This is a genomic window from Kitasatospora dryopteridis, assembly GCF_050749075.1.
In the GTDB taxonomy this organism is placed as follows: domain Bacteria; phylum Actinomycetota; class Actinomycetes; order Streptomycetales; family Streptomycetaceae; genus Kitasatospora.
Genome location: NZ_CP192749.1, coordinates 4,583,728 through 4,608,992 on the forward strand (window position 1 = coordinate 4,583,728; position 25,265 = coordinate 4,608,992).

Annotated in this window: 18 protein-coding genes and 1 tRNA gene; 6 read left to right on the forward strand and 13 right to left on the reverse strand. The window is 73.1% G+C overall.

Going from position 1 to position 25,265, the window contains the following annotated elements; all coding sequences use genetic code 11:
• Positions 1 to 35 precede the first annotated feature (35 nt).
• A complete protein-coding gene (locus ACQ614_RS20915; RefSeq protein ID WP_431680027.1) occupies positions 36 to 1,133 on the forward strand; it encodes an ADP-ribosylglycohydrolase family protein in 1,098 nt (365 codons plus the stop codon).
• A 39-nt stretch (positions 1,134 to 1,172) separates the two neighbouring features.
• Here the strand turns inward: ACQ614_RS20915 and ACQ614_RS20920 are convergent, their stop codons facing one another.
• From ACQ614_RS20920 to ACQ614_RS20930, 3 genes are all read right to left on the reverse strand, one after another.
• Positions 1,173 to 1,382, reverse strand: coding sequence for a DUF397 domain-containing protein (locus ACQ614_RS20920; protein WP_363488851.1), 210 nt, complete (start codon positions 1,380 to 1,382; stop codon positions 1,173 to 1,175).
• Positions 1,382 to 2,242 (reverse strand): helix-turn-helix domain-containing protein, encoded by an 861-nt coding sequence (locus ACQ614_RS20925; protein ID WP_431680028.1) that lies wholly within the window; start codon positions 2,240 to 2,242, stop codon positions 1,382 to 1,384. The genes ACQ614_RS20920 and ACQ614_RS20925 overlap by 1 nt, the downstream gene beginning before the upstream one ends.
• A gap of 351 nt (positions 2,243 to 2,593) precedes the next feature.
• Entirely contained in the window at positions 2,594 to 3,337 is a 744-nt protein-coding gene (locus ACQ614_RS20930) for a GOLPH3/VPS74 family protein (RefSeq protein WP_431680029.1), read from the reverse strand.
• A 322-nt stretch (positions 3,338 to 3,659) separates the two neighbouring features.
• Here ACQ614_RS20930 and ACQ614_RS20935 point away from each other — a divergent pair, with 322 nt between their 5' ends.
• Entirely contained in the window at positions 3,660 to 6,383 is a 2,724-nt protein-coding gene (locus ACQ614_RS20935; protein ID WP_431680030.1) for a D-alanyl-D-alanine carboxypeptidase family protein, read from the forward strand.
• A 108-nt stretch (positions 6,384 to 6,491) separates the two neighbouring features.
• Here ACQ614_RS20935 and ACQ614_RS20940 read toward each other — a convergent pair whose 3' ends face one another.
• A complete protein-coding gene (locus ACQ614_RS20940; protein WP_431680031.1) occupies positions 6,492 to 7,526 on the reverse strand; it encodes a YhjD/YihY/BrkB family envelope integrity protein in 1,035 nt (344 codons plus the stop codon).
• 89 nt (positions 7,527 to 7,615) lie between these two features.
• Complete coding sequence (locus ACQ614_RS20945) at positions 7,616 to 8,386, reverse strand: polyprenol monophosphomannose synthase (protein ID WP_431680032.1); 771 nt, start codon at positions 8,384 to 8,386, stop codon at positions 7,616 to 7,618.
• Between the two features lie 378 nt (positions 8,387 to 8,764).
• On the opposite strand from ACQ614_RS20945, the gene ACQ614_RS20950 reads away from it, so the two are divergent.
• Positions 8,765 to 8,837: transfer RNA gene (locus ACQ614_RS20950), tRNA-Arg, on the forward strand.
• Positions 8,838 to 9,342: 505 nt separating this feature from the next.
• On the forward strand, positions 9,343 to 11,658 hold the full coding sequence (locus ACQ614_RS20955; protein ID WP_431680033.1) for a hypothetical protein: 2,316 nt from the start codon (positions 9,343 to 9,345) through the stop codon (positions 11,656 to 11,658).
• 78 nt (positions 11,659 to 11,736) lie between these two features.
• On the opposite strand, the gene ACQ614_RS20960 is transcribed toward ACQ614_RS20955, so the two are convergent.
• The 3 genes from ACQ614_RS20960 to ACQ614_RS20970 form a co-directional block, all read right to left on the reverse strand.
• Entirely contained in the window at positions 11,737 to 15,102 is a 3,366-nt protein-coding gene (locus tag ACQ614_RS20960) for an N-acetylmuramoyl-L-alanine amidase (RefSeq protein ID WP_431680034.1), read from the reverse strand.
• A 250-nt stretch (positions 15,103 to 15,352) separates the two neighbouring features.
• Positions 15,353 to 17,362, reverse strand: a complete 2,010-nt coding sequence (gene murJ, locus ACQ614_RS20965; protein WP_431680035.1) for a murein biosynthesis integral membrane protein MurJ — start codon at positions 17,360 to 17,362, stop codon at positions 15,353 to 15,355.
• A gap of 301 nt (positions 17,363 to 17,663) precedes the next feature.
• Positions 17,664 to 18,605 carry a phosphatase PAP2 family protein gene (locus ACQ614_RS20970; RefSeq protein WP_431680036.1) on the reverse strand — a complete coding sequence of 314 codons (942 nt, stop codon included), beginning with the start codon at positions 18,603 to 18,605 and terminating at the stop codon, positions 17,664 to 17,666.
• 401 nt (positions 18,606 to 19,006) lie between these two features.
• Between ACQ614_RS20970 and ACQ614_RS20975 the strand changes: the two genes are divergently transcribed.
• Together ACQ614_RS20975 and ACQ614_RS20980 are read left to right on the forward strand one after the other, a co-directional pair.
• Entirely contained in the window at positions 19,007 to 19,978 is a 972-nt protein-coding gene (locus ACQ614_RS20975; RefSeq protein WP_431680037.1) for a sigma-70 family RNA polymerase sigma factor, read from the forward strand.
• A 130-nt stretch (positions 19,979 to 20,108) separates the two neighbouring features.
• The gene (locus ACQ614_RS20980) at positions 20,109 to 20,381 is read left to right on the forward strand and encodes a hypothetical protein (RefSeq protein ID WP_431680038.1); all 273 of its coding nucleotides are present in this window, start codon (positions 20,109 to 20,111) and stop codon (positions 20,379 to 20,381) included.
• Positions 20,382 to 20,451: 70 nt separating this feature from the next.
• On the opposite strand, the gene mscL is transcribed toward ACQ614_RS20980, so the two are convergent.
• The 5 genes from mscL to ACQ614_RS21005 all read right to left on the reverse strand — a co-directional run bounded on the left by mscL (position 20,452) and on the right by ACQ614_RS21005 (position 25,104).
• Entirely contained in the window at positions 20,452 to 20,868 is a 417-nt protein-coding gene (gene mscL, locus ACQ614_RS20985; protein ID WP_431680039.1) for a large conductance mechanosensitive channel protein MscL, read from the reverse strand.
• A 71-nt stretch (positions 20,869 to 20,939) separates the two neighbouring features.
• Complete coding sequence (locus tag ACQ614_RS20990; RefSeq protein ID WP_431680040.1) at positions 20,940 to 21,236, reverse strand: hypothetical protein; 297 nt, start codon at positions 21,234 to 21,236, stop codon at positions 20,940 to 20,942.
• 287 nt (positions 21,237 to 21,523) lie between these two features.
• Positions 21,524 to 21,817, reverse strand: coding sequence for an FmdB family zinc ribbon protein (locus tag ACQ614_RS20995; RefSeq protein WP_363496791.1), 294 nt, complete (start codon positions 21,815 to 21,817; stop codon positions 21,524 to 21,526).
• Positions 21,818 to 21,949: 132 nt separating this feature from the next.
• Positions 21,950 to 23,305: an MFS transporter gene (locus tag ACQ614_RS21000; RefSeq protein ID WP_431680041.1), complete on the reverse strand. Its 1,356-nt coding sequence runs from the start codon at positions 23,303 to 23,305 to the stop codon at positions 21,950 to 21,952.
• Between the two features lie 314 nt (positions 23,306 to 23,619).
• On the reverse strand, positions 23,620 to 25,104 hold the full coding sequence (locus tag ACQ614_RS21005) for a potassium/proton antiporter (protein ID WP_431680042.1): 1,485 nt from the start codon (positions 25,102 to 25,104) through the stop codon (positions 23,620 to 23,622).
• Positions 25,105 to 25,265 lie beyond the last annotated feature (161 nt).

Here is a 25,265-nt window from a genome sequence, read left to right on the forward strand (position 1 = left end):
CTGGCCCGCCCCCGGACGAAAGGCGACGACCCGTGATGCCGTTGTGGTCACGTGCCCAGCAGCAGGACTACCGCAGCCGGGTCCGGGGCTGCCTGCTCGGCGGGGCGGTGGGCGACGCCCTCGGGGCCGGGGTCGAGTTCGACTCGCTGGAGAAGATCCGGGCCGCGCACGGCGCGCTCGGCGTGACCGGCTACGTCCCCGCGTACGGGCGGCGCGGCGCGGTCACCGACGACACCCAGATGAGCCTGTTCACCCTGGACGGGCTGATCCGGGCCCACATCAGCCGGGACGCCGGCAGCTGGCACCCGCCCACCGACGTGCACCGCGCCTACCTGCGCTGGCACGCCACCCAGCACGACTGGGGCCCGGACGAGCGCCGCGCCGACCTCGGCTGGCTCGGCCGCCAGGAGTGGCTGTACGCGCAGCGGGCGCCCGGCCAGGCCTGCCTGACCGGCCTGTCCGGCCCGGACGCGGAACGGCTCGGCACGGTGGACGCGCCCCGCAACCCGCACTCCAAGGGCTGCGGGACGGTGATGCGGGCGGCGCCCTTCGGGCTCCTGACGGCGTGGGACCCGGCCCTGGTCTTCCAGCTCGCCGTGGAGTGCTCCGTCCTGACGCACGGCCACCCGACCGGCTACCTGGCGGCCGGCGCGTTCGCGGTGATCGTCCACGCGGTGGCCCGCGGCGGCACCCTGGAGGAGGGCGTGCACCTGGCCCTGGCGCTGCTCTCCGAGCGGCCCTCGCACGAGGAGACCACCACCGCGCTGCGGGCCGCGCTGGACGCGGTGCGGGCGGGCGAGCCCTCGGCCGAGCGGGTCGAGGCACTGGGGGAGGGCTGGGTGGCCGAGGAGGCCCTGGCCATCGGCGTCTACTGCGCCCTGGTCGCCCAGGACGTGAAGGCCGGTCTGCTGCTGGCCGTCAACCACTCCGGGGACAGCGACTCCACCGGCTCGATCTGCGGGAACCTGCTGGGCGTGCTGCACGGGGAGACGGCGCTGCCCGCCGATCTGGTGGCGGAGCTGGAAGGGCGCGGCACGATCCTGGAGCTGGCGGACGACTTCGCGCTGGAACTGATGCACGGGCCCGAGCTGCACGGCACGCCCGGCTGGACGGAGCGCTACCCGGTCGGCTGAGCCCACCGGGTAGCGCGTGGTGGCGGCGCTGCGGCGCCGTCAGACCTCGCCGAAGGCGCCCGCCGCGACGGCGGAGGTGAAGGCGGCCCAGGCCGCGTTCGAGAACTGCAGCCGGGGGCCCTCCGGATCCTTGGAATCGCGTACCGCGATCGATCGGGTGTCCGGGACGGCGATCTCCACACAGGCGCCGTTGCCGCCGCTGTGGCTGCTCTTGCGCCAGGTCAGATTGGTCGTGGACGTGGTGGTCATTACCTGAACCCCTCTGCAATGGTGTGCATCAGTGACCGACTGTCCGCGACACTGAGCGCCGCGGCCCGCAGGTGGTCGTACAGATTGGTATAGCGGCGCACGTCGGCTTCCTTCTCCAGGTAAAGATCGCTCGTCACTCCTTCGAAGTAGACAACCGTCGAATCGGCAGACTCCGGGAACTCCATCAGGGAGAATGTCCCGCTCATGCCCGGATGGGCCCCGTGGCTGAACGGGATCACCTGCAGATTGATGTTGGGCCGCTCGCTGAGCGTCAGGAGCTGGCAGAGCTGGTCCGCCATCACCGCCTTGCTGCCCACCTCGCGCCGCAGCACCGCCTCGTCTATCACCACCCAGAGGCTGCCGAGCCGGTCCTCCGCATCGCCGTTTATCCGCAGCTGGCGCTTCATCCGGACCTCGACCCGGCGCTTGACCGCCTGGACGTCGTAGTCCGGGAACGTCCCCTCCACCACCGCCTCCGCGTAGTCCCGGGTCTGCAGCAGACCGGGGACGAAGGAGGACTCGTAGGCGCGGATCGAGGAGGCCTCCGCCTCCAGGCCGATGTAGACGCTGTACGGAATGTCGCCGAACTCGTGCCACCAGCCGCGCTGGCGGGACTCGCGGGCCATCTCCATCAGCCCGGCGCGGACCCGCTCGTCGCCCACCTCGTACACGTCGCAGAGGTCCCTGACATCCCGTTGGCTGATGCTGCGCCGGCCGTTCTCCAGCCGGCTGATCTTCGACTGGGACACCATCAGGCGGCCCGCCACCTCTTCGGCGGTCATGCCCTTGAGCTCGCGCAGACGGCGGAGTTCGGCACCGAGCCGGCGTCGGCGCACGGTGGGATTGACGCTGGCGGACACATCGACCTCCGGCCGGACCTCTGGCACAGACGGCAGCGCTGCACCTCGGAACAGTGTGGAAATTGGTACCAACCCCCCCTGACGTGGAGAGCATGCCATCTTGTCTCTGCTCCGTGCGGGGGAATCCTCCCAGCGGACTAGAACAGATCATCGGAAAAGTGTGCAATCGGGATGGCATGCCTTGCACTTGGTCGACCCGCGCGGTACAAGCCCGGCGCGCGGGATGTCCGCCTCCTACCCCGTCCGGACGCCGGGAACGCCGGCCGGAGGCCGACGCAAAGGGGCGGCCCGCCCGGCAGTGGTCCTGCCGGGCGGGCCGCCCCTGATGTCCTTGCTAACGGCGCGCGCCGATCAACGCGCGCCCACCCGGGTGGCGACCGGGCGTCCGTTCACCGCCGGCCTCGCCGCCGCGGGCCGCCCCGCGGCCGGGCGGGCGCCCGCCGCCGGAGCACCCGAGCGGTTCTGCTGGGCCGGCAGGCCGTTCTGCACGTCCATCACCGCGTGCGCCACCATCCCGCCCAGCGGGTCGTAGCGGATGAGGTCGCGCAGCCGGGACCGGGACGACCGGCCCTCGTTGCCCGGGTACAGGTGCTTGCCCAGACCCACCGCGTGCGCCAGTGCCGCCAGCGCGGCCGTCCGCGGGTCCGGCGGCACACCCGTCCGGATCGCCGTGTCCAGGCGCTGCTTGATCGCGGAATTGGTGCAGTCGTCCGACGCCTGGTAACGCGTCGTCGGAAGCACCCCGCACACCTGGCCCGGCACCGCCGTCACCATGCCGCACCGCTCCAGGTGCGCCAGGTACGTCTGCCTCAGGCCCAGTCGGGGCCCGCCGATCCAGTGCGCGGCCCGCACCGCACTGCCGCGCCGTCGCAGCAGCTCCAGTGCGTGGTCGAGGGTCGGATCACCGGTCGGCCGTGCGAGTACCACGGCGATCCGGTCTCCGTCCGGGGCTATCCGTCCGGCCAGGGACAGCTCGACCAGCTGTGCCCCGGCGAGTCCGAGGTCGAGGGTCTGCGGCTGCGCAGTGGTGCCCGTGGTCGGGTCCAGTGCGAGCAGCAACAGCTCCTCAGGAATAGTTCTGCGGCTCCTGCCCATCCAAGCCTCCCCGCGTGGATGACAGACAGCGTGACGCCTCTCACACAGGCTTGTCGAGTACGCCTCCGAATCGTGACCTTGGCACGGCAGGCTGGAACCGGTGCCCCCGGCGCGGCGTCTGAGCCGGGGACGGGCCCGGACGGGGAGAAAAACGGCCGGTCGGGCGGGGTGTGCGCAGCGGTCGCGCCACCGGTGGCGGAGACTGTACAGACATCCCGACGGGACGAGAACCCGTAGGAAAAAATGAAGGATCGGCGCGGCCCACGGCCCGCCGGCCCGGGCGGGCAGCCGGTCCGCCGGGCGGACGAGGAGGAGAGGGTCAGTGGGCGAGTCCCCCGACACAGGGCGGCGCGACGGGGCGGCCGAGCGTTCGGCGACGGAGGACACTGCGTCCGACCGCACCGCCGCACCCGAGGACGGCGCCGGGCCCAAGGCGGCCCGCCCCGAGGCCGACGGGCCGGAGACCGGTGAGCCCGGGGACCGCACCGACGCCGACCCGGCCGAGAACACCGCCGGGAACGGCGGGCGCGACGCCGACGCGGACGGCGACTCGGACGGCGCCGAGGCCGAGGACGACGAAGACGACACGGAGGACGACGACGAGGACGGCGGGCTCGACGAGGCCGCCGCCGCAGCCGTGCAGGGCCCGGCCGGCTCCACCGTCCACCTCCGGGTCCGGACCACGGACCACGCCACCACGGCGCTGCGCCTCCCCGTCGACAACGCCACCACTGCGCTGCGGCTCCCGCCGGAGGCCCGCAAGCCCGCCGCCTCGGAGTCGAAGGCCGACGCCAAGGCGGTCGATGCGAAGGCCGACGACGCGAAGGCGGTCGACGCGAAGGCCGACGACGCGAAGGCGGTCGATGCGAAGGCCGACGACGCGAAGGCGGTCGATGCGAAGGCCGACGGGCCGTCCGTCGCCGAGTCGCCCGCCGGGGCCGCAACCGCCGTCGAGGCAGAGGCCGAGACCGCGGACAAGGCGGCACCCGCCACCGAGGCCGTCGAGGCCGCCGCAGAGCCGCCGAGCGACGCCACCACCATGCTGCGCGTGCCCGCCGAGGTGCTCCGCAAGGCTTCCGGTGCCACCGCCTCCGGTGCCACCGCATCCGGGGCCGCCGCATCGCGCGCCGCCACCCCCGAGCCGCCCGTCGGCGACGCCACCACCATGCTGCGCCTGCCCGCCGAGGCCACCAAGGCCGCGCCGGCGAAGGCCGCGTCCGCCGAGGCTCCGTCCGCGAAGGCCGAGCCTGCGAAGGCCGCGCCCGTCGAGGAGAAGCCGGCGAAGGCCGAGGACGACAAGGGAGGCAAGGCCGGCAAGGACGCCCCCGGCGCCGCCGACGGTCCCGCGGAGGCCGCCACCGACGGCGCACCCGTCGACAACGCCACCAAGGCCCTGCGCCTCCCCGTCGACAACGCCACCCGCGCACTGCGCCTGCCTCCCGAGGCCCGTACCCCCGCTGCTCCCGCCGCCTCCCCGGCCGAGGACGCCGACAAGGCCCCCGCTAAGCCCGCGGGCGCCGACCCGCGCCTCGCCATGCGGGACAGCCGCGAGGTCGCCGGCGCCGCGCTGAAGGACACCCGCAAGCCGGTCAGCGGCAGCGTTCCCGAGCCGCCCCCGGAGCCCTCTCCGGCCCCCGAGCCGCACCCGGAGCCGGAGCCCGGCCCCGAGCCGGAGCCCCGGCCCGCACCGCGCCCGCAGCCCGTGCCGGCTCCACCGGCCCCACTGCCCGTGCCGGACCCGTTGCCGGTGCCGCCCCCGGCCCCGCTGCCGGAGAACACCATCGAGGCGATGGAGGTGCTCGCCACCCTCAGCGCCCGCCCCGCCAGCCCGGTGCGCCGCGCCGCCAAGCGGACCGCGATCTGGACGCTGTTCCTCGCCTTCGTGCTCGGCATCGTGGTCGTCGTCCAGCTGCTGCGCCCGCTCCCCGACCCGGAGACCAAGCTCGGCCTGCCCGCCTCCTTCACCTTCCAGGGCGAGCAGCTGGCCGTGGACTGGCCGGCCAAGGGCCAGTCCGCCGCCGCCGTGATCGGGGTAGGCCCGGTCGGCACCTCCGGCGAGCAGAAGCCGGTGTCCATCGCCAGCGTCACCAAGGTGATGAACGCCTACCTGATCCTCAAGGCGCACCCCCTGAAGAAGGGTGAGAGCGGGCCGAACATCGTGGTCGACAAGGCGGCCGCCCAGGAGTCCACCGACAAGGACCAGTCGCGCGCCCAGCTGGTCGAGGGCAAGGAGCTCAGCCTGTACCAGGCGCTGGAGCTGCTGATGCTGCCGTCGGCCAACAACGTGGCCCGTCTGCTGGCCCGTTGGGACGCCGGCTCGGAGGAGGCGTTCGTCGCGAAGATGAACGCCGAGGCCGCCAGGCTCGGCATGGCCGACACCACCTACGCCGACCCGGCCGGTTACAACGACGACACCAAGAGCACCGCGGCCGACCAGCTCAAGCTCGCCGAGCAGGCGATGCAGGACGAGGTGTTCCGGCAGATCGTCGCCGAGCCCGAGATGCGGTACAACGGCGTCCGCATCCCCAACACCAACGACCTGGTGTTCACCGAGCGCGGCAGCGTCATCGGTGTGAAGACCGGCTCCTCCACCGCCGCCCAGTCCGCGCTGATGTGGGCCGCGGTCAAGGAGATCGGCGGCACCAAGCGGACCATCATCGGCGTCACCCTCCGCCAGCCGGCGGTGGCCGGCGTGGACCTCGCCAAGGTCGCCCAGGCGCCCAGCCTGAAGATCATCAAGTCGGTGCAGAAGGGCCTGAACGGCCAGACCCTCGCCAAGCAGGGCCAGGTCGTCGGCCAGGTCGAGGACGGCCTCGGCGGCACGGTGCCGATCGTCGCCGCCAAGGACCTCACCGTCGCGGGCTGGTCCGGCATCACCGCCACGCTGAACCTGGACGCGATCAAGCTCGGCCACACCGTGAAGGCCGGCACCCAGGTCGGCACCCTCTCCGCAGGCGAGGGCGCCGGTCGGATCGAGGTGCCGGTCACCCTCGAGCGCGACCTCGCACCGCCGTCCATCCTGTCGAGGCTGACCCGCATCCTCTGACGGGCCGCCACGGCGCCGGACACCGGGCCCCGCTGCTCCCAGCCCCTCCGGGCGGGAACGGCGGGGCCCTCTCCGTGCTCCGGACCGCCGTCCGAGGCGGCCGTCCGGTCACCCGGCGGCCGGACCTCCGACCCGGCCCGGCGGCTCCCCGGACGCCTCGTCCGGCGGGCCAGGACCGCCCGATGCGGTCGGCGGACCGCCGTCCTCGTCCGGCCGGGCATCCTCCCCGGGTCGTCCTGCCGTACCCGCCGGGGCCGTTCCTGCTGCGGCCTCTCCCTCCGCGGCGGGCAGCGGTGTGCCGAGCAGCTGCGCGACCGAGGGCTCCTGCGTCAGCACCCGCCCCAGCGCGATCGCGAAGGTCACCGCGGTGAACATCACGATCAGCCAGGACAGCAGCGTGAAGACCACCCCGTACGGGCCGAACCGGCTCACGCTCTGGGTCACCGCCCGGGGCAGGTACACCGCGGCGGCCGCGTTCACGCCCACCACGGCCACGCCGCAGAGCAGCGCGCCCGGCAGCAGCGGACGCCAGGGGATCCGTCCGGCCAGCAGCAGGTGCTGGGTCCACCACCAGAGCACGGTGTCCAGCAGGAAGGTCAACGGGATGCCCAGCCACAGGCCCGCGCCGAAGCCGTCGTGCAGGGCGTGCTGGAACACCAGGACCACCAGCCACACCAGCAGCCACAGCAGCCACCGCCAGGCGGTGATCCGGCCAGGTGCCCGCGGCAGCTCCCAGCAGCGCTCGCAGACCCGCTGCACGGCCCGGCTCAGCGTGGTCGCGGACAGCAGGGTGATGATCACGCCCGCCGCTCCGAAGCTCTGCGACACCTCGTCGTCGTGCCCGGTCGTCATGAACGCCGCCACCTGTTGCTGCGCCGCGCCTTTCAGGCCGAGCTGATCGCGCAGCGAGGAGACCACGCCCTCCCTGACCGCGGCCGGGGCGAACACCGCCACCACCATCAGCGCGGGCAGCGCACTGAGGAAGGCCTGTGCGGCCAGACGGGTGGCGCAGTCCAGCAGGTTGACCCGGACGATCTGGTGCAGCGCCCGCCGGATCAGCGGCATGCGGTCGGGCACGGCCTTGACCGAGCGGGCCAGTCCGGCCGCCCTGGCCCGCATCCCCGGCTGCTGCGAACCTGCCACACCGGCTCCCTCCGCGAGCGTGCACCGTGCGAGACCCAGCCCCATGCTCGCCCCGCCGGTGGCGCCCCGCACCCGCGCGCGGCGGGCGGCTACCTCCTGCCGCTCCGGCTGGTGATCTTGTCGAGGCGGGCGGTGACGCCCCAGGCGGTGACCCGCCAGAGGGCCTCGACGACGATGCTGCGGCTCATCTTGGAGGCGCCGTGCTCGCGCTCGACGAAGGTGATCGGGACCTCGGCGACCTTGAAGCCGGCCTTGACGGTGCGCCAGGCGAGGTCGACCTGGAAGCAGTAGCCGGCCGAGGCGACCTCGTCCATGCCGAGGCCGAGCAGGGTCTCCTTGCGGAAGGCGCGGTAGCCGCCGGTGACGTCGCGGATCGGGACGCCGAGCATCAGGCGGGAGTAGGTGGAGCCGCCGCGGGAGAGCAGCAGGCGGGACTTGGGCCAGTTGACGACCTTGCCGCCGGGGACCCAGCGGGAGCCGAGGACGAGGTCGGCGCCGCGCAGCGCGATGAGCAGGCGGGGCAGCTCCTCGGGCTGGTGGGAGCCGTCGGCGTCCATCTCGACGAGGACGTCGTAGCCGTGGTCGATGCCCCAGCGGAAGCCGGCCAGGTAGGCGGCGCCCAGGCCCTCCTTGCCCCTGCGGTGCAGGACGCGGACGCGGGCGTCGGCGGCGGCGAGCTTGTCGGCGATCTCGCCGGTGCCGTCCGGGCTGTTGTCGTCGGCGACCAGGACGTGGGCCCCGGGGACCGCGGTGCGGACCCGGGAGACGATCCGCTCGATGTTCTCGGCCTCGTTGTAGGTCGGGATGATCACCAGCACCTCGCCCAGATCGGCGAAGGTGGTCTCCTCAGCGGCAGTCACGGCACAGCCTTTCGCATCGGCGCCGGGCCGCTCTGGCCCGACGCGGCCACCGCCCCGGACACCTCGCGGCGCCCCGGCGGCAGCACGGTCGGCCCGGGGACGCACCGGGCCTCGGCCGGGACGAACGCCGCCGCAGGGCCCGGGCCGGCGCGGCCGGGAGCCCTTCGTGCGGATCGTCGCCCGTGCCGATGGTAACGACTTGGACGCGGCTCCCGTCACCGCCGCAGCTCCTGCCGCAGGCACACCCCTTCTCCGCAGCACCGTGCTCCGCGAGCCCGCGCCACTTCCCGTACACGATCGCCCGGCGCCGGATCCGCTAGTCTGTCTGCCGTCGGCCGAACACCGCCCGCCACTGCGCAGGCACTTCGGCAGACCCCCGCCTCAGTAGCTCAGGGGATAGAGCACGGCTCTCCTAAAGCCGGTGTCGCAGGTTCGAATCCTGCCTGGGGCACGTCGCCGGACCGCGGCGCAGAACGTCAGAAGGGCCAGCTCACGAGGAAGATCCTCGGAAGCTGGCCCTTCGTGCTGTCAGGGGCACGCCCAGGCCGCCAGTGATCTCATCGCGCCGATGAGGTTCGGGAAGTTGGCCTCCTGCGAAATCCGGGCGCAGGTCGCACAGGTCGAAGCGCTGCTGGCGCTCGCCGCGGCCATCGCCGGCCGCCGGGCCGCCGGGCCGGCTCAGGCATGGCAGGAGCAGCCTCCCGGGGGCATCGGTTCTCACTGACGTTGTCCGTGCCACGGCCGTGCCACAGTCGTGCCGGATCGGGCGGTGCGCGAGGGAGACGAGCAGGAGGAGTGGCCGGCGGCGCTTCGTCGGCGGAGGGGCCGTGCGGGGAGCGGATGGTGTGTGTGATATCTCGTGGTGGGGCGTCAGGGAGGTGTGGCATGATCCGCACGCGGTCCGTTCGAGCGGGTGTTCCAGCGCTCCGGGCTTGCTCCCACTCTTTCTTGAGCCCATGGGGGGCATCATCAGAACTCGACTCGGCGTCCTGACGGGCGCCGCCATCATCGGCGCGGCCGGACTCCCGGCAATCGGCGCCACGGGTGCCTCGGCCGCTGCCGGCACCCTCTACGTGAACAACGCGTCCGGGGCGCACTGCTCGAACGCGGGCCAGGGCACCGCCGCCCAGCCCTTCTGCACCGTCGCCGCGGCCGCTGTGAAGGTCCAGCCGGGCCAGACCGTGAGCATCGCCAAGGGCGAGTACCCGGAGCACGTCACGCTGACGCGGTCGGGTACGGCCGAGGCTCCCATCACCTTCGTCGGGGCCGGGGGTGCCAATACGTACTACCAGGACCAGACGAGGGTCGGCGACTTCTCCAGGGTGCCGCACGCCTTCACGCTCTCGGGTGTCCAGCACATCCGGTTCAAGGACATGTCGCTCTCCGGCGACCATGGCGCCGTCCAGGTGAACGGCGGGTCGGACATCGCCTTCTCCGGCAACGGGCTCGACGGCGGATCGATCCCGGGCAAGCCGGCCGTCCGGCTCTCCGGCGCCCCGTCCGGCGTCACGCTCGTCCACAACTACGGTCCCGGCCGCAACGGCCTGGTCGCGGTGGAACCCGGCGCCAAGGACGTCGTCATCTCCACCAACTACGCCAGGTCGAGCCGGAGCCCGGCTGTCACCGTGGACGGCGCTCCCGGCACCGTGGTCGTGGGCAACACGTTCTCCGGCGGCTGTAGTGACGCGCTGCAGCTCACCGGCGCGTCCACCGGCGCGGTCGTCGAGAACAACGTGCTGTCGACAGCCGATGCGGACAACCACCTCAACGGCCTCTGCAAGGACGCTCCCACGTTCGTCGGCCTGCGGGTGGCCGCCGAGGCCGTGCAGGGCACCAAGATCGCCTACAACGCCTACGACTCCCAGGACGGCAGCCCCGCCTACGACTGGAAGGGCACCTCCTACGACGACGTCCAGGCCTTCGCCGCGGCCTCCGGCCAGGGCGAGCGGGACGTCATCGGGAACGTCGAGATGCAGGGCTGGGTCGGCGACTCGGGCCAGCTGAAGTCGGCGCTCATCGACTCGGCGGACGACTCGGCGCCCGGCGTGCAGGCGACCGACTGGGTCGGCTCCGCGGTCACCGACGACCCGTGGGTCGACGACACCGGCACCGGCTCCGGCCGCCGCGACCGCGGTGCCGTCGAGATGGTCAACTTCGGCACCCGGTACACCCCGACCGGCCCCGTCCGGCTGCTCGACACCCGCAAGGCGGTCGGTGTCGGCACCGCGACGGCCGTCGCGCCCGGCGCCACGGTGGAGCTCCCGGTCACCGGTGTGCACGGCGTCCCGGCGAACGGCGTCACCGCGGTGACCCTGAACGTCACCGTCACCGAGCCGTCCGACCGCGGCTTCCTGACGGTCTACCCGCACGGCGACGGCCGTCCGACCGCCTCCAGCCTCAACTGGACGCCGGGCCTGACGGCCGCGAACCTGGTGACCGTTCAGGTCAGGGACGGCAAGGCCGCCTTCTACAACGGCAGCGGCGGCACCGTGCACGTCGTCGCCGACCTGTTCGGCTACTTCTCCACCGAGGGTGCCGGCTTCACCCCGAAGAGCCCGAGCCGCATCCTGGACACCCGCTACGCGACGGGTGCCCCGAAGGCTCCGCTGGCGGCCAACCAGACGCTGGACCTGGCCGTTCCCGGCCTTCCCGCCGACGTCCGCGCGGTGACGCTCAACGTCACCGTCACCAAGCCCACCGACCGCGGTTACCTCACGGTCTACCCGCACGGCGACGACCGCCCGACCGCATCCAGCCTCAACTGGACGGCGGGCCAGACCGTTCCCAACCTGGTCACCGTGCCGGTGAAGGACGGGAAGGTCTCGCTGTTCAGCGGCGGCGGCGGTGGCACGGCCGAGGTGATCGCCGACCTGGCCGGCTACTACACGGCCTCCGGCGGCGACATGTTCCACGCGCTGGCGCCCAGCCGGGTGATCGACACCCGCAAGCCCTGGTTCGCCTCCGGCGTGGGCGAGTGGCAGCCGGCCGCTCCCATCGGCGGCAACCAGACGCTGCACCTGCGGGCGATCGAGCACGGCACCGCGGTCTCGATGAACCTCACCGTCACCAACACGGTGGCGGCGGGCTTCCTGACCGCCTACCCCAACGGCACCGCGCGGCCCGTGGTCTCCAACCTGAACTGGGTCAAGGACCAGACCGTCCCGAACGCCGCGGTGGTGGCGACCGACGACGCCGGCCAGGTGGAGTTCTTCAACGGCAGCTGGGCGAACGTGGACGTGATCGCCGACGTGAACGGCTACTACGACCACTGACCGGACAGTACAAAGGCCGTGGCCCGGCCCCCGTAACGGGGGCCGGGCCACGGCCTTTGTACTGTCCGGTCCGCCGCGTCAGCCGGTGTAGTAGCCGGTGATGTCGGCGACCAGGTCGACGTTGCCGTACCGGTTGTAGAACGACACCTTGCCGTCCTTCACCGGGACGACGACCAGGTTGGGGATCACCTGGCCCGCGATGAAGTTGAGGTTGGAGACGCCGGGGCGCTCGGTGCCCGCCGGGAAGACGGTCACGAAGCCGCCCGCCGTCGGCTGCACGGCGGTGACGTTCAGGACGACCGCGGTCACCCCGGTGGTCGGCAGACCGGCGCGGCCGGAGACCGTGAGGGTCAGCGTGCCGTCGGGGCCCAGGCGGGTGGGCTTGCCGGTGGGGGTGCCCGTCCCGTAGCGGGTGTCCAGCAGGCGGCTCGGGCCGGCGCTGGTGAACTTCGCGGTGCCGGCCGGCGAGTAGTAGCCGGTGATGTCGGCGATCAGGTCGACGCTGCCCGCCTTGTTGTACAGGTTCACCTTGCCGTCGGATATCGGCACGATGACCTGGTTCGGGATCGTCTGCCCGGCCCGGAAGTTCAGGTTGGACACCACGGGCAGCGTGCTGCCGTGCGGGTACACGGTGACGAAGCTGTCGGCGGTGGGGCCGGTCGCCGTCACGTTGAGCACCACACCGGTGGCGTCCGCCGGGACGCCGGCCAGGTCCAGGGTGAGCGTGCCCGCCGGGCCGACCCGGCCCTGCGGGGCGCCGGTGCCGTACCGGGTGTCGAGCAGGCGGGTCGGCGTCATCGTGGTGAGCTTCGCGCTGCCGTCCGGAGCGTAGTAGCCGGCCACGTCGGCCAGCAGGTCGACGCTGCCGTACTGGTTGTACAGGTTCACCCGGCCGTTGACGACCGGCACCACCACGAGGTTGGGGATCGTCTGCCCGGCGGTGAAGTTGAGGTTGGACGCGATCGGCCGCGGCTGGCCGTCCGGGTACACCGTGACGAAGCTGCCGGCGCTCGGCGCGACCGCCGTCACGTTGAGGATCACCGCGGTGGCGTTCGCCGGGACGCCGGTGGCGCCGCCGGTGACCTGGAGCCCGACGGTGCCGCCCGGGCCGACCTTCGCCTTGGGGGCGCCGGTGCCGTACCGGGTGTCGAGCAGGCGGGTCGGCGTCACCGGGGCGTAGCCGCTCGGCGCGGGGGTGGCCGCGGTGACCGCGTCCACGTCGGTCGACTTCAGGAACGCGAGCCGGTGATTGTACCGGATCGGGTAGTAGGTGTCGTTGCCGACGACCAGGGTGCGGTCGTTCGGTGCGTCACCGTTGATGTTCTGCGCGTAGTAGTAGTCGCCGTACACCGGCTGGTCGCCGCCCGCGACGTACGCCTGCCCGGCCGGGATCGTCGCCGTGTAGGCGGCCGGCGCGAGGTTGGCCGAGTCGTAGACCGCGTCGATGGCCGGGTACGGCTGGTAGGCGGCGCGCTCGGGGTAGGAGCGCCCGTACACCGGGATGGAGGCCCGGCCGGCCTTGGGGACGAGCACGGTCTGGCCGGTGCGGTTGTCGGCGGCGGCGCTCTGGCCGTTCGGGTTGTAGAACCAGCCCTTCACGCTGCCGTACCAGACGGCCGTCCAGTCGCCCTGCTGGTCCGCGACCACGTAGCTCGTCCCGGCGACCGCCTTGGCCTTCCAGTTGGCGGCCTGGGTGGTGCCGCCGCCGATCAGCGGGGCGCTCGCGCTCGGGGAGGTGCGCAGGTAGACGAAGTTCTCCGGGCGGGCGGCGGTGCCGTCCACCGGAGGCGTGTTGGTGGAGTCGAAGGCAGGGGCGATGGTGACCTTGCCGCCGACCAGGATCGGACCGCCGGTGCTGGCCCGGACCGGGGCGCCGACCAGGTCCATGTAGTGGTTCCAGTCCCAGAACGTGCCCGGGTCCCAGTGCATGCCGGCGATGTCCTGCTGGCGCGGGCCGGGGACGTCGTCGTGGCCGATGATGTGCTGGCGGTCCAGCGGGACGCCGAAGCGGTCGGCCAGGTAGCGGGTCAGCGAGGCGGAGGACTGGTACAGCTGCTCCGAGTACCAGGTCGCGTTGTTCGCCGGGAAGGCGTAGCCCTCGTGCTCGATGCCGATGCTGTGCATGTTGACGGTCTTGTTGCCGGCCTGCCACGCGACGTTCTTGGTGTTCACCAGCTGGGAGACGTGGCCGTCGGAGGACCGCACGATGTAGTGCGCGCTGGCCTGGGCGGCCGGGTTCTGGAACAGCCGGACGGAGCTGTCGAAGCCGCCCTCGGTGTCGTGGATGACGATGTAGTCGATCCGCTGGCCGTCGGTCGGCCGGTTCGCGACCGTGTAGTTGCCGTAGTCGTCCGGACCGGAGGTCGCGGTCCTCGGCGCGTACGCGGCGGCCCTGAAGTCGCAGCCGAGGCCGGTGGGGCACTCGACCGGGCCGGGCGCGTCCGCGGTCAGCGCGCCGGTGGCCGGCACGCCCGAGGTCTGCACACCGCTGTACGACGCCTGCAGGGCGGTGCGCGCACCCGTGGTGGCGGCGCGGGACGCGGTGCCCGACGTGCCGGACCCGGTCTTGGTGCCCTGCGTGGTGGTCTTGCCCGGCTTGGCCGGCTTGCCCGAGGGGCGCTTCGGCACCGGGGGAGCGACCGGGACGGAGGTCTGCTTGTCGGCGGAGCTCAGCCGCAGCGCCGCCGAGTCGCCCGCGGTGACGGCCGGGGCCGCGGCGAGCGTCACCAGCTGGCCGTCGGCGGTCACGCGGCTCGCACCGGCGCGGACGGTGCCGAGCACGCGGTCGGCGAAGTCGTCGCCGCCCTCCCCGGCCGGGGACTCGCTGAACCGGGACACCGCGGTGAACCAGGCGGCCGGGTCGTTCGACAGCGGCTTGCCGGCCTCCTTCTGGTACTTCACCAGCAGGGCCGCGGCACCGCGGATGCTCTGCGCCGGGTCGGTCTTCAGCTTGTCCGCCGGCTTGTCGATCAGCTTGGCGGCCTTGTCCAGCGTGTGCAGCTCCGGGCCGTCCTCGACCTGCACCGGAGGCGCGTCCTTGCGGACGGGGGCGTCGTCGCCGCGGCCGTCCACCTCGGGGCCGGGACCGGCGTCGATGGCCTTGGCGACCGCCGCCGGGTCGACCTGGGTCAGACCCATCACGTTGTAGTTGCCGGTGGTGCTCGGCTCGCCGTGGTGCGACTCCCAGCGGCTCTGCTGGTAGGAGAGCGCCAGCAGGATGCTCTCCGGCACCTTGAACTCGGATGCTGCGGCGGCGAACTGGCGCTGCAGTGCGTCCGCACCGGGAGTGGCCGCGGCGGGCGTCGTGTCGGCCCCTGCGAAGAGCGCGAAACCGGTGGCGGAGGCGACGACCGCCGCGGTGATCGCCAGCGGTATTCGCAGCTTGTGCTTGCGGCGGTGCGCGGCCCCGGCGGGGCCGCGCTCGGCTCTGTGTTCTGCAGTCAACGGAGTCTGCGGACCTTCCCGTACCCGACCGGCCGTGGGGGCCGGACCCATGTGGAGCCCGCCGCGGGGGCACTCGGCCGGGGTGCGGCCGGTGCGCCTGGCGCACGGAGGGCGACGCGAACGTAGCACTCGGTCGGACGCCTACCATCCACCGGGGTCCGCGCTGCCCGAGCGGCCCCACGGGCGCACTGAAGTACCGCAGGGTGGAGGGGAGTTGCGGCCGGCCTGCGCCCGGGGTCGTTGACGATTCCTAGCGGCGGTGCTTGCCGTTGCCCGTGGCGGGGGCCGGCTCCGGGTAGGGGATGCGGAGCTTGCGGGCGAGCGGGGCCACCGCGGCGCCGGCGCCGAACGGGCGGGCCAGGGCGAACAGCGAGAGCAGGACGGCCAGCGAGCCCGCTGCCAGGCCCACCGTGTTGCCGACCAGGCCGCCACCGACGGCGTCGGTGATCCGGCCCGCGATCCATACCGCGGCCGCCGCACCCGGCAGGCAGGCCGCCGTGATGGCCAGGTGCAGGGCGATGACCGAACCGCCGTCGAGCCCGCTGCGCTGCTTGCCGCGGCGCAGGCCGAGCACCATGGTCGCGTCCGGCCCGGCCGGAACCGCCGGCGCCGCAGCCTGCGGCACGGGCTTGCGCAGCCGTCGGCTGAGGGCCCAGCCGGTGATGCCGACGCCGACCAGGCAGGCGATGCTCTGGGCGAGGGCCATGCCGATGATGATCCAGCGCGGGTCCAGCAGCCAGTAGGCGACGGCGGACAGCCCGGAGTTGACCGTCGTGGAGACGACGGTCAGCCAGAACGGCGTCTTGGCGTCACCCATCGCGTAGAAGCCGCGGGCCAGGGCGTACTGGGCGCAGAAGGCGGGCAGGCCGATCGCGAAGGCGATCAGCGCCTGGGCGATGACCCAGGAGCTGGCAGGGGTGACCTTGCCGTGCTCGTAGGCGATCGCGGCGATCTGCGGGGCGAGCGCGATGAACAGCACCGTGGCGGTGACGATCATCGCGGCGGAGGAGCGCAGCATGCCGGCCAGGTCGGAGCCGATCTTGGTCAGATCGCCGCGGGTGGCGGCGCGGGACATGCCGGGCAGCAGCGCGGTCACCAGCGAGATGGTGATGACGCCCTGCGGGACGACGAAGAGCTGGTAGGCGTTGGTGTACGCGAAGTTGCCGAGGCCCATCGTCAGCCCGGCGTCCTCGGCGCGGACGCCGGCGCCGGTGCTCAGCCGGCTGATCACGGCGAACGAGAGCTGGGTGACCACGACGAGCAGCAGCGCCCACGTCGCGGCGCGGATCGGCTTGGTGAGGCCGGCGCCGCGCCAGTCGAACCGCGGCGTCCAGCGGAAGCCGGAGGAGCGCAGCGAGGGCAGCAGGCCGACGGCCTGGACGACGATGCCGAGCGTGCTGCCGAGGCCGAGCAGCATGGTCTGGCCGGAGGTCATCTGCTCGGCCTTCTCCGCGCCGTTGCCGACCAGGATGTAGAGGCCGAAGACCGCGATCGCCACGACGTTGTTCAGCACCGGCGTCCACATCATCGCGCCGAACCTGTCGCGCGAGTTGAGCACCTGGCCGAGCAGGGTGAAGACGCCGTAGAAGAAGATCTGGGGCAGGCAGTACCGGGCGAAGGCGATGGTCAGGTCGCGCTGCGCGCCGTCGAAGTTCGAGTAGATGTCGACGATGGTCGGCGCGAGGATCCAGGCGCCGACGGTCAGCACGACCAGGATGACGCCGCACAGGGTCAGCAGCCGGTCGGTGTAGGCGACGCCGCCGTCCTCGTGGGTCTGCGCGGCGTGCACCAGCTCGGGGACGAAGACCGAGGCCAGCACGCCGCCCATGAGCATCATGTAGACGACGTTGGGCAGCGAGTTGGCGACGTTGAAGGAGTCGCCGAGTCCGGCGGCGCCGAGCGCGGCGACGATCATCGCGCTGCGGACGAAGCCGAGGGCGCGCGAGGAGAGCGTGCCGATCGCCATGATCATCCCGCTGCGGCCGGCCGAGGGCGCCGGAGCGGCCGGGGCCTCGCCCTGGCGCTGCGACGGAACGGTGGCGGGTGCCTGCGGGGGCTGGGCCGGCTGCTGCGGCACGCCCGGGTGGACCGGGGCGCCGGGCTGGGCGGGGACGGAGGGCTGGGGCGGGATACCGGGCTGCGCAGCGGCGCCTGCGGCGCCGGCCTCCGGCTGCTGCGGCGGGATCGGACGCAGCGCCATGGTCGGCGGGTCCGGGTACGCGTACGAGTCGGGGGACTCACCCGTGGTGTGCATGGTCATCGGACCCCCGTCACTCGGTGCCTGGGCGGTGGGGCTGTGGGGCTTCCGCACAGGTGCACCCAGCCGGAGCAGTCTGCCAAACCGCGGCACTCCCTGGGGAGTCCGGTGCCCCGGGTGGCAGCCCTGCGTCCACGGAGGATATCGGGGCTCCGGAAGGGGCGATGGCGCGAAGGGTGGTGTATTGCGGTGCTATGTCCGGTTATGTCGCCACGGGCGGCGGGCCGTTCGGGGTGATCGGTTGTCATCCGTGTCCCTTCACCGCCGGGTCGCCGCCCGATCGTGTGACCTTTCTCACTGCACGTCAGCTGTGGCGGTGGTGGACACGGGGCATGTCCACCGCGCCGGGCCCCGGAGCGGTCCGGGTCCGGTCGGCCCGGTCGGCCCGCGGGCTCCCGTCGCCGTCCACGTCGGAGCCCCTGTCCGGGTCATTGCCGGAGCCGTCGGCCTCCTCCTCGGCGCCCTCCTCGCCCGAGCCGTCCTCGTCGGCGTCCTCCTCGGTGGAGTCCGGCGCCGTGCCGCGGACGAGGACGCGCTGCACGCGCGGCCCGGTGTGCCGGTCCACCCGGCGGAAGTCCCGCGCCAGGGCGCCCGGACGCCAGAGCTCCACCGCGACCGTCACCCAGCCCAGCAGCGCGGCCGCCGCCAGCCATCCGCCGAGGACGTCGCTCGGCCAGTGCACGCCGAGCGCGATCCGGCTCCAGCCGACCGCGAGCACCGTGACCGCCGCCGCGCCGCAGGCCCAGATCCGGCCCGCCCGCCCGGTCAGCGGCCAGGCCAGCGCCACGAGCGCTGCGCAGGTGAGTGCCGAGGCGGTGGCGTGCCCGGAGGGGAAGGCCGGGCCCTCGGCGTGCGACACCGCGTCCGCGAAGTGCGGGCGGGCCCGGCCGACCGCCGCCTGGAGGCCCACCGCCGCGGCCCAGCCGAGCAGCGCCTGCGCCGCGGCCCAGGCGGCGAGGGCGCGCGCCCTGATGGCCCACAGCCAGACCGCCGCGCCGAGCAGCACCACGCGCATGGTCGCCGTGCCGGTGATGTCGCTGAGCGTCTGCATCGAGGCCGTCCACGCGGTGTGCCGGCGGGCGTAGCCCTGCAGTGCCGCGACCCAGTGCTGGTCCAGTCGTGCCAGCGGGGCCCAGCCGCTCGCCACCAGCCCCAGCAGCAGGCCGAACAGCAGCGTGCCACCGAGCGCCCACAGGGCGTGTCGGGCGACGGGCCGGTGAACGGCGGGAAGCGCGGACGGGTGCATGGCTGTCACCTTCCCAGCGCCGGTGTGCGGAGCGGACCCGGCGGGATAGCGATTCGGCATCTTTTGTGCGGAGAAGGTGCGATCGGGCGGTGTCGTTCGTTGGAAGGGTCGGCACACCTGCCGGCGTTGGACCTGATGCCGCCGGGTCGTTGCGGGGAGCGCCGGGGCGGAGGCCGGTCGATTGCTCCCGGTGTGCGTGCGGTGACGGAGAGCCAACGGCCGGGGTGAAATCCGGCAGGATACTGCATGAGGCGCGAAAATCTGAGTGAGTTGGGAATGTTGTCCCATTTCTGCGCGTTGGATCGTTACGTGTGAGCCTCCAGGAGGCCCGCACTTGTATGAGCAGCGCAGCCCCGCGCGGGCGCCGCCGCCAGACCCGGCAATCCAGCAAGGGAGCAAGCATGGCCACTCGTGCCGTCGTTCGCGACAGGGCCGACCGGACTCGCTCGGCCCGGCCGACCAACCTTGAGGCCGACCGCGACCTCGTCGGCATGTACCTCGACGAGATCGCCAGGACGCCGCTGCTCGACGCCGCCGAGGAGGTCCAGCTCTCCCTGCGCATCGAGGCCGGTGTGTACGCCCAGCACCTGCTGGACGAGGGCGCCCTGCCCGAGGGTGTGACGCGCGAGGAGCTGGAGGCGATAGCCGAGGACGCGGAGCGCGCCAAGGACGTGTTCATCAGGTCCAACCTCCGGTTGGTGGTCGCGGTGGCCCGCCGGTACCCGCGCAGCGGCCTGCCCCTGCTGGACCTCATCCAGGAGGGCAATGCGGGCCTCGTCCGGGCGGTCGAGAAGTTCGACTACGCCAAGGGCTTCAAGTTCTCCACGTACGCGACGTGGTGGATCAGGCAGGCGATCACCCGGTCGATCGCCGACCAGTCGCGCACCATCCGGCTGCCCGTCCACCTGGTGGAGGAGCTCGGGCGCATCCGACGGGTGCAGCGCGAGAAGTCCAAGGAGCTGGGCCGTGAGGCCGACCCGGCCGAGATCGCGGCCGAGCTGGACACCACGGAGGAGCGGATCAAGGACGTGCTGGACTGGGCGCGCGACCCGGTCAGCCTCAACATGTCGGTCGACGACGAGGGCGAGACGCAGTTCGGCGACCTGGTGGAGGACACCGGCGCGGTCTCCCCGGAGGACGCCGTCATGGTGATGCTCCGCCGCGAGGAGCTCGACGACCTGATCGGGCGGCTCGACGACCGCACGGCCTCGATCATCCGCTCCCGCTACGGCATGGAGGACGGCCGCGAGCGGACGCTCACCGAGGTCGGCAAGCAGCACGGGCTGACCCGCGAGCGCATCCGCCAGATCGAGAAGCACGCACTGGCCGAGCTGAAGAAGATCGCCGATCACGCCGGGTTCGAAGCGGCCTGACCGGTCGGCATCGGGGACGCCGACTCCTTTGGCCCCGGCCCGGGCACTGCCCGGGACCGGGGCCGTGCGGTGTCCGACCCGCCGTGGGACACGCCCTAGGCTGGTGGACGAGAGAACTGGAGACGGGACGATGGGCGAGCAGGACGGCGGCCGCGGCGCCGAGCGGGGCACCGAGCGGGACGGGCGGCCCGAGGACGGGCGCCCCGGCAAGGACGCGGGCACCGGCGGGGGCACGGCGGCCCGGCCCGCGAAGCCGGCCCCGAAGCTGGTGTTCGGCGACCCGCTGGACCGGCAGAGCAGCGACGACACCGACCGCGGCTGGGGTGAGCGCCCCGGCGAGGGCGGCGCGTCCCGCGGGCTCGACTGGTACCTGAGCCAGCGGCCGCCGCACCACGGCGGGTAGCGGCCGGCTGGGCTGCAGCCCGGAACACCGCTGCCCGGAGCGAGGCCCGCCCGCCGGACCCGTGGGCCGGTCAGTTGCGCTGCACCAGGGCGTCGCGGATCTCGGCCAGCAGGACGACCTCCTTCGCCTCCGCCTCCAGGACCTCCTCATCCGTGGTCTTCCGCTTCGCCATGAAGTGCAGCATCGGCAGAATGAAGACGAAGTAGACCACCGCGGCAGTGATCACGAACTGCACGACGGCGCTGAGCACCTCGCCCCACAGGATGAAGATGCCGGACGAGACCGTACCGTCGGGCGCCAGTCGGCAGGGGCCCTTGAGGCAGGACCGGTAGGACGCGAGGTCCTTGGTGCCGAACAGGCCGACGATCGGATTGATGACGCCCTTCACGAACGCATTGATGATGTTCGTGAATGCCGCGCCGATCACGACGGCGACCGCGAGATCGACGACGTTTCCGCGGAGCAGGAATTCCCTGAAACCCTTCATTCCGCAACGACACCACAGCGTGCAGGCGGCATCGGAATTCGGCACGCCGGTGGGCCCGGTGCGCCGCCGGTTCAGTCCGTCGGCGGGGCGGTGCCGGTGCAGCGGGGCGCGGAGGCCGACTCGGCGGCGGTCGTCGCCGCGGCGGCCGGGGCGTGCGGGCCGGGCCGCAGCGGCCCGGCGGCGAGTGCGGTGGCCGCGGCGAGCAGCCCGGCCGCGAGCACGCTCGGGCGGTGCCGCACGGCCTGCTGCAGCCGGTGGCGCCCGCCGGAGCCCCGCCGGATCGGCGGGAAGTCCGGCACCTCCCGGCGGGGCGGCACGGCGAAGGGGAGCGGGAGCGGGGAAGCCAGGTGGGTGGTCACAGCGGTCATCCGCCTTCGGTCGGTCCTGCGCGGACCCGGCCGGGCCCGCGGGAACCAGAATGCGGCGGCCACAACGGCCCCGGAATTCCCCAGCCCATTCCTGTGGAAAACCCGGGCCTGTGGAAAACTCCGTCACCCGGGCGGGGGAACGTCCCGCCCGCAGAACGGGGACCGGACGGGCCGCACCCGGCAGGGGCAGGACGGGCCGCACCCGGGCCCGGACATGCGGAGAGCCCGGTGCCGCCGGCCCCGAGGGGCGGCGGCACCGGGCTCTGCCGTGCGACGTGGCCGAAGGCTCAGCTCGCGGCCGGAGCCGACGCCGTCGACCCGGAGGACGCGGCGGCCGGTGCGGAGGACGTCGAGGAGCCGGACGAGGCCGAGGACGACCCCGAACCCACCGAGCTGCTGGAGGAGGAGCGGCTGTCGGTGCGGTAGAAGCCCGAGCCCTTGAACACGACGCCCACGGCCGAGAAGACCTTGCGGAGCTTCCCCTGGCAGTCGGGGCACGTGGTCAGCGCCTCGTCGGTGAACTTCTGCACCGCCTCCAGGCCGTTGCCGCACTCGGTGCACTGGTACTGGTACGTGGGCACTTGCTTCCTCCTGGCACTCTCGCCTGATGAGTGCTAACGATCGTCCATGATGCGGCATTCCGCTGGAACAGTCCAGCGATGCCGGGTGTGAGATGGACCGGGCCGCCCGGCCGAGGCGCCGCCGGCCTGCGGTCAGGCCCGCCCGGCGCCGACCAGTTCCCGCGTGCCCGCACTGCCCGCCGCGGCCGGTTCGAAGACGGTGGTGACCGCGGACTGCGGCTCCCCGCCGACGGCCTTCGCGGGTGCGACCAGAAGCCCGCGCAGCGCGACCAGGGCGATCAGGCCGAGGCCCGCGCCGACCACCGGCACCAGGAAGCCCGTGGAGGGCCCGCCCGCGTCGATCAGCAGTCCGGCGACGGTCGAACCGGCCGCGAGGCCGAGTCCGATGGCGCCGGTGAGCCAGGTGAACGCCTCGGTCTTGGCGCCGTCCGCGACGAGCGTCTCGACCAGGGTGTAGCCGGTGATCAGAGTGGGCGCGATGGCGAGGCCGCAGAAGAGGCCGGCCACGGCCAGCGCGGTCAGGTTGGGCATGGCCCACAGCGTCGAGCAGCCGAGGACCAGCAGGGCGTAGCAGCCGAGCATCCGCTGCCGGGCGGGCCGGCGCCAGGCGACCAGGCCGTACAGCACGCCGGCGAGCATCGAGCCGCCGGCGAAGATGCCGTACACGGTGCCGTTGGCGCCGCCGCGGCCGACCGACTCGGCGAAGGCGGTCACCGAGACCTGCATGGCGCCGAAGACGCTGCCGACCCCGAGGAACGAGGCGGCCAGCAGCCGGACGCCGGGGGAGGACAGCGCGGACGGGCCGCGGCCGTCGGCGGTGCGCGGGTGGCGGGCCGGGGCGGTGCCGCGCTGGGCAGCGAAGGCCAGGCCGCCGGCGACGGTCAGCGCCGCCTCGGCGATCAGCGCGGCGGACGGGGTGACGGTGGTGGCGATGGCGGTGGCCAGCACCGGGCCGACCACGAAGGTGAACTCGTCGGTGACCGACTCGAAGGCGAAGGCCGTGTTCAGGGTGGCCGGGGAGTCCGACAGCCGGGCGACCCAGCGGGCCCGGACCATGGCGCCGATCTGCGGCACCGAGGCGCCGGCCGGGGCGGCGGCCGCGAACAGCGCCCACGCCGGGGCGTGGCCGAGGGCCAGGGCGATCAGTGCGCCCACCGACAGGGCGTGCACCGCGACGCTGGGCAGCAGCACGGCGGCCTGGCCGTAGCGGTCGGCGAGCCGGCCGGTCTGCGGGCCGATCACGGCCTGGGCGACGGCGGAGACGGCCGCGACGGCACCGGCCGTGCCGTACGAGCCGTGGGTGTCCAGGACGAGCAGCACGATGCCCAGGCTGAGCATGGCGTACGGCAGTCGGGCGGCGAAGGCGGGGGCCAGGAACGTCCAGGCGCCGGGGGTGCGGAGCAGTGCCGCGTATCCGACCCGGGCGGGCGCGGCGGGCGCGGGCGTGCCGGGGGACAGGGGGTCTTCGACCGTTCGGCGGGCCGTCACGGTCGGTCCTTCCTGCTGCCTGGTAGCGCGCCGGGGAACGGGTGGGCCCCGACGGCGCCGAGAGTCGTCCTCTCGCGCGTCGACCGGGGTAGATACCGGGTCCGGCCGGCTGTGGGGTGGTGCGCTCGCCGGCGTCAGGCTGTGTGCTGCGGACCGCGGCCGCCGAGCGGTCGCGCCAACTCTGCATCAGGCAGATGTTGCGGGTTTTCTAGGTGTAGATCTTCCGTATCAATCGATTATATGGCAGCGGGGCCTGTGCAGGCTGGCGATGCAAGGCATCTCACACTCCGCGCGCCGGTGGTCAGCCCCCGGGCTCACCGTCCGCGCAGCCAGCCCGCGAGTTTGCCGCCCTGGTCCACCGCGCGCAGCCGCCGCTCGGCGGCCTCGCCGACCTCCTCGGTGGTGACCACCAGCAGCTCGTCGCCGGCCCGCAGGATGGTGGTGCGCTCGGGCACGAAGCTGCTGCCCTCCCGGACGACCAGGGTGACCGCCGCGCCCTTGGGCAGCCGCAGCTCGCCGATCTCGACGCCGGACATCTTCGACTCGGGCGAGAGCGAGACCGACAGCAGGTGTCCGTGCAGCTTCTCCAGCGGCGCGGACTCGATGCCGAGGTCCTGGCCGAGGTCGCCCTCGCCGATCCTCAGCCCGCGGGCCACCATCGGCAGGGTCGGCCCCTGGACCAGGGTGAACACCACGACCAGCACGAAGACGATGTTGAAGACCTCCTGCGCCCGGGGCGCGGCCGCCACCATCGGGATGGTGGCGAGCACGATGGGCACCGCGCCGCGCAGGCCGGCCCAGCTGAGCAGCGCCTGCTCCCGCCAGGGCAGCCGGAAGGGCGTGAGCGAGAGCAGGACGGAGGCCGGGCGGGCGAGGAAGACCAGGACCGCGCCGCTGACCAGGGCCGGGACGAGCGCCGAGCCCATCTCACTGGGGGTCACCAGCAGGCCGAGCAGGACGAACATGCCGATCTGCCCGATCCAAGCGAGACCGTCCGCGAAACCGCGGACGGCCGGGCCGTGCGGGAGCTTGGAGTTCCCGAGGATCACCGCGGCGGTGTAGACGGCGAGGAAGCCGGAGCCGTGCAGCAGCGAGCCCCCCGCGTAGGCCAGCACGGTCAGCGCCATCACGGCGATCGGGTAGAGGCCGGAGGACGGCAGGGCGACGTGCTTGATGCCGAAGGCGCCGAGCCGGCCGACCGCGTAGCCGACCGCGGCGCCGACGGCGAGCTCGCCGATGATGGTGCCGACCAGCACGTACCAGGGGTCGGTCGGGCCGGCGGTGGCGAAGGCGACGACCAGGATGACCACCGGCGCGTCGTTCAGACCGGACTCCGCCTCCAGCAGGCCGGTGAGCCGGCGCGGCAGCGGCACCATCCGCAGCACCGAGAAGACCGCGGCGGCGTCGGTGGAGGAGACGATCGCGCCGAGCAGCAGGGCGGTGCGCCAGTCCAGGCCGACCAGCCAGTGGGCGCCGGCGGCGGTCACGAAGACGCTGACGGCCACGCCGACCGTGGCCAGGACGGTGGCGGCGGGCATGACCGGTCTGATCGCCCGCCAGCTGGTCTTCAGGCCGCCCTCCGCCAGGATGACCACCAGCGCCGCGTAGCCCAGGACCTGGGCGAGGGCGACGTTGTCGAAGACCAGGCCGAGGCCGTTGTGGCCGAGGGCGACGCCGATGCCCAGGTAGATCAGCAGGCTGGGCAGCCCGGAGCGGGTGGAGATGCGCACGGCGACCACCGCGACCAGGAGGATCGCGGAGAACTCGAGCAGGAACGCGTTCAGGCGGTCGACGGTCACGCAGGGGCACCTCGGCGGCAGGAGGGGCTGATGAGTCGTTACTCAGTCTAACATTTTACTTGATCTTTGACTGAGGCCCCTCGGCCTTCCCTTCCGGTCGCCCGGCCGGGGTATCGTCCCCTCTGTTCCAACCGTGGGCGTCCCCGGTGCACGTCCGCCAC